Here is a 12947-nt window from a genome sequence, read left to right as displayed (position 1 = left end):
TTCATCTTTTCCCAAATACTCAAACCTGCAGGACGCTGGACACAAGCAACTGCGTATAGGCATGTTGCGGATCGTCCAGCACCTGATCGGTCAACCCGGCCTCGACCACGTGCCCGTCCTTCATCACTATCAATCGATCCGCCAGCAGGCGCACCACGGCCAGATCATGGGTCACAATGATCGCGCTCAGGCCCATTTCGCGGACCAACCCGCGCAACAGGTCCAGCAGACGCGCCTGAACCGAGACGTCCAGCCCCCCGGTCGGCTCATCCATGAACACCAGTCGAGGGCCCGTGACCAGATTGCGCGCAATCTGCAACCGCTGCTGCATCCCGCCGGAAAACGCTGTCGGGCGGTCATCGACCCGGGATGCTGCGATCTCGACCCGGCCCAGCCAGTCAATCGCCTTGTCGCGGATTTCGCCATAGTGCCGGTCGCCTACGGCCATCAGCCGTTCACCAATGTTGCCTCCGGCACTGACCGACATGCGCAACCCGTCGCGCGCGTGCTGGTGCACAAAGGCCCAATCGGTGCGGCCCAGCATCCGGCGCGCAGGTTCCGACATGGTGACCGTATCCACCGGTCCATCTGCGCGAGTGTCAAAGATCACCTGCCCCGCATCCGGTTCCAGATGACCGGCCAGACAGTTCAGCAGGGTGGATTTCCCCGACCCGCTTTCGCCAACGATCCCCATCACCTCGCCGGGGTAGAGATCGAAGCTGACATCCGCACAGCCGATCCGCGTGCCATAGCGTTTCTCGATGCCCTTGACGCTCAACAATGGCACGTTTTGCCCCATCATTCCGCGCCCCAATCCGGAGCAACCGTCTGAGGCTGATAGCTGCCAAACGACCACTCATGCCCTTCTGAATCGCGCGCCCGATAACGGCGCGTTCCAAATTCAGTATCCTCGGGCGGGTAAACAATTTCGGCGCCAGCCGCCTTTGCGGTTTCGAAATGGGCGTCCACATCCTCGACGACCAGATAAACGCCGGGGCTCTGCACCTGCACGGCATCGTCGACCGTGCCCATCATGATGATGCCGTTGCCATATCGCATCTCGCCATGCATCAGCCGACCGTCCTCGCCATCAAAGGCCTGAACAACCTCCAACCCAAACGCACGCTGCAAAAACTCAACCGCAGCCTTTGCATCGACATAGCTGAAATAGGGAACAATCGAAGGCCTTCCTGTCATCTCATCTCTCCTTGCAATTCTGGCTGTGTTTCGCCCAATCGGCCCAAACGGCCCGCCGCGCGGCGCGAGCGGCAGTAATCGGTATCCGAGCATACGAACATCCGGTTGCCCGCATCATCAATGATAACCTCATCCAGATAGCTGTCTTCGGCCCCGCACAGATCGCAGGCGTGATCGGCCTTGGTGGCCTCAAACGGATAATCCTCGAAATCGAGGCTGACGACCTTGGTGTGCGGCGGCACTGCGTAAATCCGCTGCTCCCGCCCGGCCCCGAACAATTGGATCGCGTCCATTTCCAGCTTGGGGTTGTCGAATTTCGGGATCGGCGACGGGTCCATCACATAGCGGTCGGACACTTTCACCGGATAAGCGTATGAGGTCGAAATCGCCCCGTGCTGGCTGATGTCTTCATACAGTTTCACATGCATCAGCCCGTATTCTTCAAGGCTGTGCATCTTCCGCGTTTCGGTCTCTCGCGGCTCCAGAAAGCGCAAGGGTTCCGGGATCGGCACCTGATAGACCAGTATTTGATCCTCGGTCAGCTTGGCCTCGGGGATGCGGTGGCGGGTCTGGATGACCGTCGCCTTTTCCGTCTCTTCCGTGGTTTCAACACCTGCCGTGTTCTCAAAGAACTTTCGGATCGAGACGGCATTGGTGGTGTCATCCGCCCCCTGATCAATCACTTTGAACGTATCATCCGGCGTCAGCGTCGCGGCCGAGACCTGCACCCCGCCCGTGCCCCAGCCATAGGGCATCGGCATCTCGCGGCTGGCAAAGGGCACCTGATAGCCCGGAACGGCCAAACCCTTGAGAATGGCACGGCGGATCATCCGCTTGGTCTGCTCGTCCAGATAGGCGAAATTATACTCGCTCATAGGAACCCTCTTTCAGTTAGAGCGATCTCCAGCGCCTGCGGTGTCGTGAAATGGATACCATCCATTCCGACCGCCCGAGCGCCTTCGACATTGTGCAATCCGTCATCAATAAAAACGCAGCCCTCGGGCGCAATTCCCGCCCGTTCACACAGCAGATGGAATATCCGCGCGTCCGGCTTCATCATCCCTTCTTCGCCAGACACAACCAGAGTTCCGAACACCTCACCCAGACGTGGGTGTACTTTTAACCCCTCGGGCCAGGTTTCAGCGGACCAGTTGGTGATGGCATGCACCGGTGTTCCCTGCGCCTTGAGCCTGTCCAGCACGTCCCAGGTCCCGTGGATCGCATTTTCAACCGTTCGGGCGTAAAGATCGACATATCCGGCGAACAAATCCCGGTCCTGCGGGTCCTCCAGCTCCTGCGCCAGATCAGCAAAGCACTCGCCATTGTCCCCGCGCGCGTTTTTTTCCCGAAAACCTGTCCGCTCAATAAACGCATGGGCGGCGTCCTCGGAACCCAATGCCTCGACCCAGGCCAGATGCGGCTGCCAGTCGATCAGCACACCACCAATGTCAAAAACAACCGCCTTCATTCCGCAGCCTCCCTGGGCGTAATGCGTTCTTCCGCCTCGCGGCGCAGTTTGCGCACCAGTTCCAGTTCGGACTGAAAATCCACGTAATGCGGCAACTTGATGTGTTCGAGGAACCCTGTGGCCTGAATGTTATCCGCATGGCTCAGAACAAATTCTTCATCCTGCGCGGGGGCACCCAGATTTTCCTCTCCCAACTCCTCCCACCGCAGCGCCCGGTCGACCAGAGCCATCGAGATCGATTTGCGTTCGGATTGACCAAAGACCAGCCCATAACCGCGCGTGAATTGCGGCGGTTCGGTTTTTGAGCCTTTGAACTGGTTTACCGTCTCGCATTCGGTCAGTTCGACCTCGCCAATGTCGATGGCAAAACCCAGTTCCGGGATGTCCATCTCAACCGTGACCTTGCCGATCCGCAACTCGCCGACAAAGGCGTGGTTGCGGGCATAGCCGCGCTGGGTCGAGTAGGCCATGCCCAGCACAAACCCTTCATCCCCGCGCGTCAGAGATTGCAGGCGCAGCGGGCGGTTCGAGGGAAACTCCATCGGTTCACGTGTCAGATCGCCCGGGGTTTCATCGCTAAGGGGTTCGTCTTGGATGATATCCTCGCCTTTGAGGAATTCGGTGATATGCGGCGTTGGTTCGGTACGCGCTGATCCTTCAGGGGTGGCAGGCACCTCGCCATCTGCGGCCAGTTTGAAATCCAGCAACCGGTGGGTGTAATCAAAAGTCGGGCCCAGAACTTGCCCGCCCGGTGCGTCCTTGAAGGTGGCCGAGATGCGACGGTCGCAAGCCATCTGCCCTGTCTCGACAGGGTTCGAGTAGCCAAAGCGTGGCAGGGTGGTGCGATAGGCGCGGATCAGAAAGATCGCCTCGATCAGATCCCCGCGCGCCTGTTTGATCGCCAAAGCGGCGAGATCAGGATCGTACAGGGACCCTTCGGCCATGACCCGATTGACCGCAAGGCTCAGCTGTTCCCGGATCTGGCCGAGGCTGAGCTCCGCCACATCTGTCGCGCCGCGCCGTTCCTCGGCAAGCCAGCTATGGGCGTTCTCAATGGCTTTTTCGCCCCCTTTGACAGCGACATACATGACCTAGCCCTCCGCCCTGATCTGCGTACTGCGTGGCACGGCAGCGACCTGTTCTCCGCAGGTCAGAAAGAAATCGCACCCCAACGGGTAGAGTTTCGAATTCGCCTGAAACGCAGCGATGTCGGGCACAGCCAGATGCGCCACATCCTTGATGCCGGGACCGGACAAAACAGCACCCACCTGTTCCAGCGCCTCGCATTCGACAATCAGAGTGGCCGAGCGATCCGGGTATTCCGGCGTTCCGATGCGATAGACGTCAAGCGGGGCCAACGCATCCCAGGTTCCAACCGCAAAGTCGGCCTCGGGCGCGGGTACCAGCGGAGCGCCGGTGTGAAAGGTCAGCCAGTTGCGGACAGCGTCGGTGTCAACAGCCCCGGCCAGATTCAGCTTGGTTTCCGGGTCACACAGCGTCAAAAGCAATGTTCCGGCGGCCGCGGACAGCGGGCTGGGCGGCACAACACCGGTCAGCGGGCGGATTTCGCCGGGGCGCGCCATCACTGTCATCGCAGCGCGGAACGCATGAGCGGCCTGGATCGGTGCGTTGTCGAAGCCACCCGAGAATTGCGTTTGCGCCGACATCAATCTTCCCCCCGGACCATCGTGAAGAACTCGACCTTGGTTGCGGCTGCTTTGGCCGCGCGCGTGGCCTTGACCGCCTGCATCTGCTGTTTCAGCGGATCAAGGAGTTCGGACCGCAGGGTTGACGCCGCCGCCGTCTGCATCATCGCATCGATCACCGCCGCCGCCTCGACCTTGGGTTTCGAGCGTCCCTGAACGTAGCCATGCCCAACCGTGCCATCCTTCAGAACAACCGAGCAACGCGTAACCGTCATTTCACCCAGGTTGAACGGCGCACCGGTTCCACCCGCGCGTCCGCGCACCATCACGCCGCCGGTTTCGGGCCGACGCAACCACTCAAAAGGGGGACGGTCCGCAAGATCCTTCCAAAGCGTCAACATTGCATCTTCCGGAGCGCGCGCCAAAAGGCCCATCCACTCTTGCCGGGCAGCCGTCGCGATTTCTGTTTGATGTGTCATCAAAGCCTCTTGGCTGGGTTGTCTATCTATACTATACAACTAGACAAATATTAGCGTGCGTGCGTGCGCCGTGCAATCAGAACTCTGTGAATATTTGGTGACATGAGCAAAACGCCGATCTGGAAAAGCATCGCCCTCAGCCTGACGTCGGATATCGCCGAAGGGCGGTATCAAACGGGTGATCGCCTGCCGACCGAGGCGCAGTTGGCGGCAACTCATGGGGTCAACCGCCACACGGTCCGGCGTGCCCTGTCGGATATGGCCGATCAGGGGCTGGTCCACGCACGGCGCGGAGCGGGCGTGTTTGTGGCGGCGAGGCCCACGGATTATCCCATTGGCAAGCGGGTGCGTTACCACAAGAATATCTCAGCCGGCGGCAAGATCCCCGGCAAGAAAATCCTAGCGCTGACCACCCGTGCGGCGGATGAGGCAGAAGCCGAGGCTTTACAGCTTGAACAAGGTGCCTCGGTGCACGTCTATGACGGGTTGTCTTTGGCGGACGGGCAACCCATCGGCCTGTTTCAAAGTGTGTTTCCGGCTGAGCGGTTTCCCGATCTGCTCAAGGCCCTCTCGGACACGCAATCCGTTACCAAAGCCCTGCAAACCTGTGGCATTTCCGATTACACCCGAATTTCGACCCGGCTGACAGCGCGGGCGGCGACCGCAACACAGGCGCTTCATTTGCATATGGCAGAAGGGGCTCCCGTGCTGTTTTCAATCGGCATAAACGCCGACCCGGACGGCAATCCTGTGGAATATGGCCGAACCGTTTTCGCCGGCGAGCGTGTGACATTGACCCTGAATGAGGATTGAACCCAAGGGGCTCCCGCCCGTCTTCGCCCTCCTGCCGGAGGCCTCATCCTGTTGGGCGTAGCGCCGCGCGCAGCGCGGCGCCGGGCCCAAGGTCGCCAAGGGGGATCGGCGCAGCCGATGCACCAGCGGGCGCGGGAGAGTTTGCCTTTTCCTATTCGTACTTCTCCAGGAAGGCTTCGGCACTCAGGGTGCGGAAGTCCGGAAGGGCCGCCCGCAAACGGGCATTGTCCCAATCCCACCATGACAGGGCCAACATCCGGTCGGACACCGTGTCAGAGAACCGACGGCGTATCTGGGCCGCTGTGACGCCACCAACGATGGTGTAAGGCGCGACATCCTTGGTCACAACGGCACCAGAGGCGACGACTGCCCCATGCCCGATGGAAACCTCGGGCTTGATGATCGCCGCATGACCGATCCAGGTGTCGTGGCCGATCCGCGCCGTCCGGCTGGCACGATGGGCAAACCATTCGGCATCGTCCTCTTCACCGTCCCAATAATCTGCCGACCGGTACAGGAAATGGTGCAGCGAGGCTTTCTCTATCGGGTGATCCGTTGCCCCGATCCGGGTGAAGCTGGCGATATTGGCGAATTTGCCGATCTCGGCATTGGCAATGTCACAGGTCCGGTCGCAATAGGAATAGTCACCCCAGACCGTATTGGCGAGGCGGCTACCCGCGCCGATTTCGACATATTCCCCGAACCGGCTGTTACTGATCTGGCAATCGGGATGGATGAACGGCTGATCCGCGCGCAGTCGTGGCATTGTCTCGTCCGTTGTTAGATCAGGGCAGCAGGAAGGGTTTGCGCTTGGGATCGCGCGGTTTGCGTGCCTTTCCAATCTCCCCCTGTATCAGGCGACGCCGCAACCAGCCCGAGAACCAGTCCATCAGCATCACCATCAGGATGATCAGGACGATGTAATAGGCGACCTCCTCCCAGTCTTTCTGCGTGATGATCGCTTGGGTCAGCAACAGGCCGATACCGCCGCCCGTGATCGCACCGATCACGGTGGCGCTGCGGGTGTTGGATTCCAGGAAATACAGAAGCTGGCTCAACAATACAGGTGTGATCTGCGGGATGACCCCAAAGCGATAGCGCTGCGGCGCGTTTGCACCGGTCGATTGCACGCCCTCAATCTGTTTCTGGTCCACATTCTCCAAAGCTTCCGAGAATATCTTGCCGAAGGTGCCGGTATCCGTCACCAGCATGGCCAAAGCGCCGGTCAACGGGCCGGGCCCAAAGGCGCGGGCCAGAACAACCGTCCAGATCAAGGCGTCCACGCCGCGCACAAAGTCAAAGATACGTCGTGTGACGAACCGAACGGATTTCAGCGGGTTGAAGTTGCGCGTCGCCAGAAAGGCCAGTGGCAAGGCCACGATGGCCGCGCCGAACGTGCCCAGAAACGCCATCAGGACCGTCTCGAATATGGCCCAGGCCACGTCCTGGTGCCGCCACATCTTGTTGGTCCAGAAATCGTTGAAAATTGCCCCGGCTTCCCCGGATGCAGCGCGCCCGGCGAGATCGGAGAATGACTGGCCGTAATAGGGGCTGTCCAAAGTGAACCAGAACAGCTCCCACCCGGTGAAATACCGAAACACCTCGGCCCGGTTCCGGGTCACAGTCAGGCGACCGGCATCGGTGGTGATCGCCATCCGGTTCTTTGAAACATTGATCCAATCGGGCACATCGCCCGGCGGCAGTTCGGCCTGCACCCCGGCGGATCGGGTCGGTGTGGCGCGCACGGTGCCGTAGCCGGGAATGTCATATTCGATGGTCTCCGGACCAAAACGCACCACATGCCCGTCTTCCAGATCGATGACGGTCGTTTCGCCCAGCGTCACCCAATCCGGCGCCTCGCCTTCGGGGTAGGCGCCCTTGCGCTCGCCTTCGATGGCGGCTGAGACCTCACCTGTGCGATTATCCCGCTCGATATGGGTTTTGTAACTATAACTGTCGGCGACCAGAGTTCTGCCGTTTTCCAGGTTCGCCCGCCCCGCCAAACCCGGCACGTCGAAAGCGAAGAACACATAGACAAGATAGACCAGCACCAAAGCCGGAAGGCCGAAATTCACCAGACGTTTTCGGCTGAACAGACGGTCCGCTTCGGCCTTCAGTTCAACAACGGTCAGATCGGTTGCGAAGGTGCTCATGCCGAAGCTCCTTTTTCCGACCCATGGGTCAGGCGGTCGCGCAGCACACCCGAGATCTGGTCCACGACGACAATAGTGACAAAGAGAAGAAGGAAGATGGCGGCGGCCTCGTCATAGCGCCCCTGCCCCCAGGACATCGAGTTGCGCAGCTCATAGCCCAGACCGCCAGCCCCGACGAAACCGAGGATGGCCGAGGCGCGGATGTTGATCTCGAACCGCAGCAAGGCATAGCTGACATAGTTCGGCCCGACCTGCGGGATCACACCCAGATACATCCGTTGTGACCAGTTCGCACCGACCGAATGCAACCCCTCGACCGGTTTCAGCGAGGCGTTCTCATTCACTTCCGAGAACAGCTTGCCCAAGGCCCCTGCCGTATGAATGGCAATCGCGATCATCGCCGGAACCGGACCACCGCCCAGAACAAAGATCAGCACCAGCGCGATCACGATCTCCGGTATCGCCCGGCAAATGTCGGCAATGCGGCGGAACAGCGGGATCAGCGAAGGCCAAAGCGCCATGCCCCGCGTCGACATCAAGGCCAGAAACGTCCCCGCGATAGTCCCGATCAGGGTCGATGCTGCGGCGATGTTGATTGTCTCGATCAAGGCCGGGAAGAACGTGACCAGATTCTCGGGCATCGCGCCGATCTTCTCCCACGCCTCGGCCAGAACCTCGGACGGGTAGTCGAAGATGCGGTGCCAACCATCGATAAAGCTGCCCGCGTTGCGGCTGTCTGCTGTACGAAAGCCCGCGACCATCAGCGCCACAAACAGGATCAGAAGGATACCACCATAGACCCGCTTGCGCCGTGTCATCTCGGAATAGTCGGCCCGGATCTGGGCGACGCTGGGGGGCCCTGCGGTCAGGTCTGTCATGGAATGCTCCTGAGTGGAAAAACGGGGCCCGGCAGGTACCGGACCCCGATCTTGGAGGATGCAGGCTTAGTTCGACTTCAGCTTGCGCGCTTCGATGATGATTTCGTAAGCGTCATGGGTGATCGGTTCGAACGCTTTGGCCTCACCAGCGGCAACGCCGTAGAAGCATTCACGGTCCTTTTCGGCCAGACCCGCCATCAGCGCGGTCATCTTTTCCTTCACATCCGCAGGCAGCGCGGTGCGCAGTACAACCGGGCCTTCCGGGATCGGCTTGGACTGCCAGATCATGACCATGTCGTTCATGTCGATCAGACCCGCATCAACCGCACGACGCAGGGCACCGGAGTTGAAACCGTCTTCCCAGTCACCCAGTCCATCGGCCCAGGTCACGCCGCCATCAACGTCGCCGTTATTGACAGCAACGATGGTCTGTTCGTGACCGCCAGTGAACTTGACTTCAGCAAAATAGTCGCCCGACTCCATGGTCGAACCGGTGGCCTGTGGGATTTCGATGGACGGGATCAGATAGCCCGAGGTCGAGTTCGGATCGCCGAAGCCAAAGGTCTTGTCCTTCATGTCTTCCAGCGAGGTGATGCCGCTGTCCTTGCGGGCAAAACCGATCGAGTAATAGCCGTAGCCGCCATCGGTGTTGACCTTGACCAGAACCGGCTCGACCGCTTCGGGGTCGCTCAGATAGGTTTTTGCGTAACCCGATGCGCCCAGCCACGCCATGTCGATTGTGCCGCCCAGCAGGCCTTGAATCACGCCATCATAGTCGGCAGGCGCGAACAGCTTGGTTTCAACGCCCAATGTTTCTTCGGTGTATTCACGCAGGCATTCGTTGTTGTTCAGGCGGTCCTGAGCGTTCTCACCGCCCAGAATGCCAATGCGGAACTCGCTGATGTCGTCAGCCAGGACCGGCGCGGCCAAGGCGGTGGTTGCAGCAAGGGCAGCAATCAGTTTTTTCATCTGTCTCTCTCCAGGTTTTTGTGCCGGCCTTTCATCGGCCGGTCGATGAAAGGGGTCGGGTGGCTCAGATGGTGGCTTCCGCTTCCATCAGCGCCTTCTGGGTGGCGTCCAGAGTGTCGATCTCGGTCGAGGTTGCCTCTTCCGAGAAGCTGGCATCAGCGCCATAGATTTCGCGGGCGACGCCGGTTGTCAGTTGCTCGGGCAGGCCGTCGAAGACAATGCGACCGTCACGCATTCCGACGACGCGGTCGCAATAGCGGCGCGCCGTGTCCAGCGTGTGCAGATTGGCGATGACGGTGCGGCCATCTTCCTCGTGGATACGACGCAGCGCCTGCATCACCACCTGCGCGTTCATCGGGTCGAGCGAGGCGATGGGCTCATCCGCCAGAATGATCTTAGGGTCCTGCATCAGAGCGCGGGCAATGGCCACACGCTGCTGCTGTCCACCCGAGAGCGCCTCGGCCCGTTTGGGCGCGTGTTCGGCGATGCCCAGACGGTCCAGAATATCGATGGCGCGGTGAATTTCGGCCATTGGATACAGGTTGAACATGGTCGCCAGCGTGGAATGGCGGTTCAGAGTGCCGTGCAGAACGTTAGAGACCACATCCATGCGCGGCACCAGGTTGAACTGCTGAAAGATCATCGCGCAGTCCGCCTGCCAGGCGCGTTTCTCACGGCCTTTCAGCTGCGTTACATCGCGGCCTTTGAACAGAATCTGACCCTCAGTCGAATCCGTCAGGCGGTTGATCATTCGCAACAGGGTCGACTTGCCCGCACCCGAACGCCCGATGATGCCAATCATGCACGGCTTGTCCACATCCAGCGTTGCCGCGTCCACGGCTGTATTCTCGCCAAAGCGCTTGGTCAGTTTCTCGATCCGCAGCACGTGCCACCCCCAATTCGTGTTGGCGGTCTGCTACAGATGCCGTTCAACGAATACGTGTCACTGCGGTGAAAGTTTTGTAACGGCGCACGGGTCGCAGGGGCTACCCTTTGCGTCACGGCGCGGGTATACGCGACCGCGACTCTTTTGCTGACACGAGGCCACCATGAGCTTTGACCGCCCCATCAAGATCGCTCCGTCGATCCTGTCCGCCGATTTCGCCAATTTCGGGGCCGAGATTCAGGCCATCGAAGCCCAAGGTGCCGACTGGGTACATGTGGACGTGATGGACGGCCATTTCGTCCCGAACCTCACCTTCGGCCCCCCGGCAGTCAAGGCGTTCCGCCCGCATGTGAAAACCGTGATGGACGTGCACCTGATGATCACGCCGGTCGATCCCTACATCCAGGCCTATGCCGATGCGGGCGCCGACATCCTGACCGCCCATGTCGAGGCCGGGCCGCACACCCATCGCACCCTGCAGGCCATCCGCGCGGCGGGCATGAAAGCAGGCGTCGCCCTGAACCCCGGCACCCCTGCCGAGGCGGTCGAGCATCTGCTGGACCTGACCGATCTGGTTTGCGTGATGACGGTGAACCCCGGGTTCGGTGGCCAGAAGTTCATCGACATGACCGCCAAGGTCCGCAAACTGCGCCAGATGATCGGCGACCGCCCGGTACATATCGAAATCGACGGTGGCGTCGATCCCCGGACGGCACCACTGGTTGCGGCAGCGGGTGCGGATGTGCTGGTGGCCGGATCAGCCGTATTCAAGGGCGGATCGGTGGATCAGCCGGAGGTTTATGGTGAGAACATCCGGGCCGTTCGCGCGGCGGCTGAGGGTGGGTTGTCCTAATTCAGCAGCTTATGGCGGCGGCTGACTGGGTCTGTGCCGAATGGATCCCGGGTCACAAAGTCAGTCGCTATGTAGCCATTCGTGCGCCGCTGACACGGCGTTTTCGGGCCCGGCCACGGGAAGCGGAAACGCTTCTTGGGTATTTTTGTTTCGCGAAGACGATAAGCTCTGACACACGTGTGCAGTGGTGTGGGAAAGACGAAAAAGCACGGGCCAACCAGCCAAAGAAACTCCCATTGTATTTTCTTCCCTGTGCGACATACGCGCGAATGTTGACACGGTCAGCAATCTCGGAGCCTACAGCCATTTTCATCATGGACCTCACAGCGACCCGAGTGTTGCCATCAATCATGCGCAATCCCATTCTGTCGCCTGATAGTTTGGTTGCGCGTTCGTAGGGGAAAAGCAAAATATTGAAGATCAATAGCTTCTCCACACTGTTAATGAAGAATTGCAACCAGCCAAACCGGAAATGTTTAGCTGCCAATGCGCCCACAAATCGCCCCACAATAAATCGCAGTTCGTCCTTAGTGTTTTCGTTCCTCAGAAGCTCGGAATTCAGAAGCAATATCTTGGTGTTGAGAAGCGACAGGATTGATGCATTGTAAGATCCATCCTCATGAACATATGCCTCGACCGTTCGGTTGTAACCAAAAAGCTCCTTCGCTTCTTTGATCGCATCGTTGGCTTCAGGGAAAGACGCCGCTGAAACCTGGACAAAATTGTTCATCCAATGCGCGACAGCCAACCTAAGGCTAAACCACAGCGAGAAAAGGATGATCGGAACCAGCAAAAGAATGGTTCCAAAAGTTGCGACTGTTAGCAGCGCCGTTACGAAACCAAACGGAATCAAAACAAACAAGGTTATGTAAAAGCGTGGAGTCTCAGTAGGATGTCTTAGTTCCTGCATTTCATTTTTTGACAAAGGCATGGGAAATCCCCCACAAAAATCGTGAAAAGTAATAGATTATGAAATTACATCTATTTTGTAAGACGAAATCAACTGTTCAGTCTTTCTACGGAATCGCGGAACCCGGTCGTATTATTGAGTACTATGCGCTAACGCCAAATGTTCGGCGATGACTTTCGCAGCGAAGGGCTCGCCACAAAAAAGGCCGCCCCTTAGGGAGCGGCCTTCTCAATCTCAACGACGAGCCGGGCTGAAGCCTGGCCTACCGATTACTCGATGATCTTCGACACACTACATTTGGTGTGTCTCGGGATCATTGAGTTCAAACAAAAAAGGCGTCCCGAGGGACGCCCTTTCCGTTTGATCATTCGCAGGTGCGAATTATTCAATAATTTTGGAAACAACACCCGCACCAACGGTGCGGCCACCTTCGCGGATGGCGAAGCGCAGACCGTTTTCCATCGCGATCGGTGCGATCAGCTCAACGCCGAACGACACGTTGTCGCCGGGCATGACCATCTCGGTGCCTTCCGCCAGGGTCACGGTGCCGGTCACGTCAGTTGTACGGAAGTAGAACTGAGGACGGTAGTTCGCGAAGAACGGAGTGTGACGACCGCCTTCTTCCTTGGTCAGGATGTAGGCTTCGGCTTCGAACTTGGTGTGCGGTGTAACCGAACCCGGCTTACACAGAACCT

General features: G+C 59.2%; 16 protein-coding genes. 2 read left to right on the top strand and 14 right to left on the bottom strand.

Features of this window, described 5'->3' with window-relative positions:
• Positions 1-19: 19 nt before the first annotated feature.
• Genes phnK through phnG form a run of 7 tightly spaced genes read right to left on the bottom strand, consistent with a single transcriptional unit; the run spans position 20 to position 4790 of the window.
• Positions 20-799: a phosphonate C-P lyase system protein PhnK gene (gene phnK, locus ACR0AC_RS13495; RefSeq protein WP_480626874.1), complete on the bottom strand. Its 780-nt coding sequence runs from the start codon at positions 797-799 to the stop codon at positions 20-22.
• Positions 799-1197: a VOC family protein gene (locus ACR0AC_RS13490; RefSeq protein WP_480579985.1), complete on the bottom strand. Its 399-nt coding sequence runs from the start codon at positions 1195-1197 to the stop codon at positions 799-801. Before ACR0AC_RS13490 ends, phnK begins: the two co-directional genes overlap by 1 nt.
• Entirely contained in the window at positions 1194-2072 is an 879-nt protein-coding gene (locus tag ACR0AC_RS13485) for an alpha-D-ribose 1-methylphosphonate 5-phosphate C-P-lyase PhnJ (protein ID WP_480874058.1), read from the bottom strand. The genes ACR0AC_RS13490 and ACR0AC_RS13485 overlap by 4 nt, the downstream gene beginning before the upstream one ends.
• Complete coding sequence (locus ACR0AC_RS13480; protein ID WP_480874055.1) at positions 2069-2665, bottom strand: HAD family hydrolase; 597 nt, start codon at positions 2663-2665, stop codon at positions 2069-2071. The genes ACR0AC_RS13485 and ACR0AC_RS13480 overlap by 4 nt, the downstream gene beginning before the upstream one ends.
• Positions 2662-3753: a carbon-phosphorus lyase complex subunit PhnI gene (locus ACR0AC_RS13475; protein WP_170623884.1), complete on the bottom strand. Its 1092-nt coding sequence runs from the start codon at positions 3751-3753 to the stop codon at positions 2662-2664. The genes ACR0AC_RS13480 and ACR0AC_RS13475 overlap by 4 nt, the downstream gene beginning before the upstream one ends.
• A gap of 3 nt (positions 3754-3756) precedes the next feature.
• Positions 3757-4332 carry a phosphonate C-P lyase system protein PhnH gene (phnH, locus tag ACR0AC_RS13470; RefSeq protein WP_170454542.1) on the bottom strand — a complete coding sequence of 192 codons (576 nt, stop codon included), beginning with the start codon at positions 4330-4332 and terminating at the stop codon, positions 3757-3759.
• Positions 4332-4790: a phosphonate C-P lyase system protein PhnG gene (gene phnG, locus ACR0AC_RS13465; RefSeq protein WP_170623886.1), complete on the bottom strand. Its 459-nt coding sequence runs from the start codon at positions 4788-4790 to the stop codon at positions 4332-4334. The genes phnH and phnG overlap by 1 nt, the downstream gene beginning before the upstream one ends.
• 102 nt (positions 4791-4892) lie before the next feature.
• Here phnG and phnF point away from each other — a divergent pair, with 102 nt between their 5' ends.
• Positions 4893-5603, top strand: coding sequence for a phosphonate metabolism transcriptional regulator PhnF (gene phnF, locus ACR0AC_RS13460; RefSeq protein WP_170623887.1), 711 nt, complete (start codon positions 4893-4895; stop codon positions 5601-5603).
• A gap of 151 nt (positions 5604-5754) precedes the next feature.
• On the opposite strand, the gene ACR0AC_RS13455 is transcribed toward phnF, so the two are convergent.
• The 5 genes from ACR0AC_RS13455 to phnC all read right to left on the bottom strand — a co-directional run bounded on the left by ACR0AC_RS13455 (position 5755) and on the right by phnC (position 10489).
• Complete coding sequence (locus tag ACR0AC_RS13455) at positions 5755-6369, bottom strand: LbetaH domain-containing protein (protein WP_170454549.1); 615 nt, start codon at positions 6367-6369, stop codon at positions 5755-5757.
• A gap of 19 nt (positions 6370-6388) precedes the next feature.
• Positions 6389-7756: a phosphonate ABC transporter, permease protein PhnE gene (phnE, locus tag ACR0AC_RS13450; protein WP_480874050.1), complete on the bottom strand. Its 1368-nt coding sequence runs from the start codon at positions 7754-7756 to the stop codon at positions 6389-6391.
• Positions 7753-8634 carry a phosphonate ABC transporter, permease protein PhnE gene (phnE, locus tag ACR0AC_RS13445; protein ID WP_170454553.1) on the bottom strand — a complete coding sequence of 294 codons (882 nt, stop codon included), beginning with the start codon at positions 8632-8634 and terminating at the stop codon, positions 7753-7755. Before phnE (ACR0AC_RS13445) ends, phnE (ACR0AC_RS13450) begins: the two co-directional genes overlap by 4 nt.
• 66 nt (positions 8635-8700) lie before the next feature.
• Entirely contained in the window at positions 8701-9603 is a 903-nt protein-coding gene (gene phnD, locus ACR0AC_RS13440) for a phosphonate ABC transporter substrate-binding protein (RefSeq protein ID WP_480874047.1), read from the bottom strand.
• A 64-nt stretch (positions 9604-9667) separates the two neighbouring features.
• Positions 9668-10489, bottom strand: a complete 822-nt coding sequence (gene phnC / locus ACR0AC_RS13435; protein ID WP_170520349.1) for a phosphonate ABC transporter ATP-binding protein — start codon at positions 10487-10489, stop codon at positions 9668-9670.
• Positions 10490-10652: 163 nt separating this feature from the next.
• Between phnC and rpe the strand changes: the two genes are divergently transcribed.
• Positions 10653-11342 carry a ribulose-phosphate 3-epimerase gene (rpe, locus tag ACR0AC_RS13430; protein WP_480874044.1) on the top strand — a complete coding sequence of 230 codons (690 nt, stop codon included), beginning with the start codon at positions 10653-10655 and terminating at the stop codon, positions 11340-11342.
• Between the two features lie 67 nt (positions 11343-11409).
• On the opposite strand, the gene ACR0AC_RS13425 is transcribed toward rpe, so the two are convergent.
• Both ACR0AC_RS13425 and ACR0AC_RS13420 read right to left on the bottom strand, forming a co-directional pair.
• Positions 11410-12273, bottom strand: a complete 864-nt coding sequence (locus ACR0AC_RS13425; protein WP_170454561.1) for a M48 family metallopeptidase — start codon at positions 12271-12273, stop codon at positions 11410-11412.
• Between the two features lie 360 nt (positions 12274-12633).
• A partial coding sequence (locus ACR0AC_RS13420; RefSeq protein WP_480694945.1) for an EF-Tu C-terminal domain-related protein occupies positions 12634-12947 on the bottom strand: 314 nt, incomplete at its 5' end.

It is taken from the genome of Ruegeria sp. H7, from assembly GCF_056532945.1.
Note: the sequence above shows the minus strand (reverse complement) of the source record. Positions and strands in the feature narration are given on the sequence as shown.